The organism is Vibrio sp. 1249-1 (genome assembly GCF_033340495.1).
The window spans coordinates 1-719 of sequence record NZ_JAWOWJ010000501.1 but is presented as its reverse complement, the minus strand read 5'-3'; the positions used below and the strand labels follow the sequence as shown (position 1 = coordinate 719).

Below are 719 nucleotides of genomic sequence, written 5' to 3'. Positions count from 1 at the left end.
CAAGAAGAAGGTAAAGCCCCCGTCGTAGCGAAGCGAGCTTTGTCGCCAATGGAGTCAGAGGCTCAGTTGGATTCAAAACAAAGCACTCAGAACACAGACTCGCAAGATAAGATAGAGGTGGCCAGTGCGATGGGAGAAGGTCAGCAACTACTCGGTCGTATTGAACAAGCGAATCAAGCATTGCAAACCAATGATTCTTTTGTTGATAGCGGCAAGGGTTTGCCTCTACAGACGACGCAAGCAACCTCTTTCTCTGCTCCAGTGTCGAAACTGGTCGAAACAGATGACGCAAAAGCGCTAGCAGCGTTGCAATCGACGCCTTCTGTTGAGCAAGTGACTTTGGCGGCCGAACAGCAACTGGAACCAATCTTAGATGCCAATGGAAAGCCGATTGATATTGAGAAGCTACAGTCTCAATCAACTGAATGGCAAAACCTGACTGCGCCTCCTGTAATGGATGCTTCAGCAATGCAACAAGCTCAGGCGAACACCTCAGGTGCATTGGATGGTTCGGTGTCACTTGACCCTGCGACGGTCGGCTTTGAAGGTAAGGCGGTTCAGCTGGTTTCAATTGATGAGCTGGAAGTCATTGATACCAAGTTGGCGCAAGGCAAACCTCTGAGCGAACAAGAAATCGATGTCATTGAAGGTTTGAGATCGGGTGACGTCGTCGCGGATATTCCTGAGCAAGAGCTAGCCCAGTTGGTTGCGCTGCCAAC

1 pseudogene is annotated in these 719 nt (G+C 50.1%); it reads left to right on the top strand.

Annotated elements, in window-relative coordinates:
- Positions 1 to 719, top strand: a pseudogene (locus R7Z50_RS27235) (flagellar hook-length control protein FliK); the annotation flags it as partial.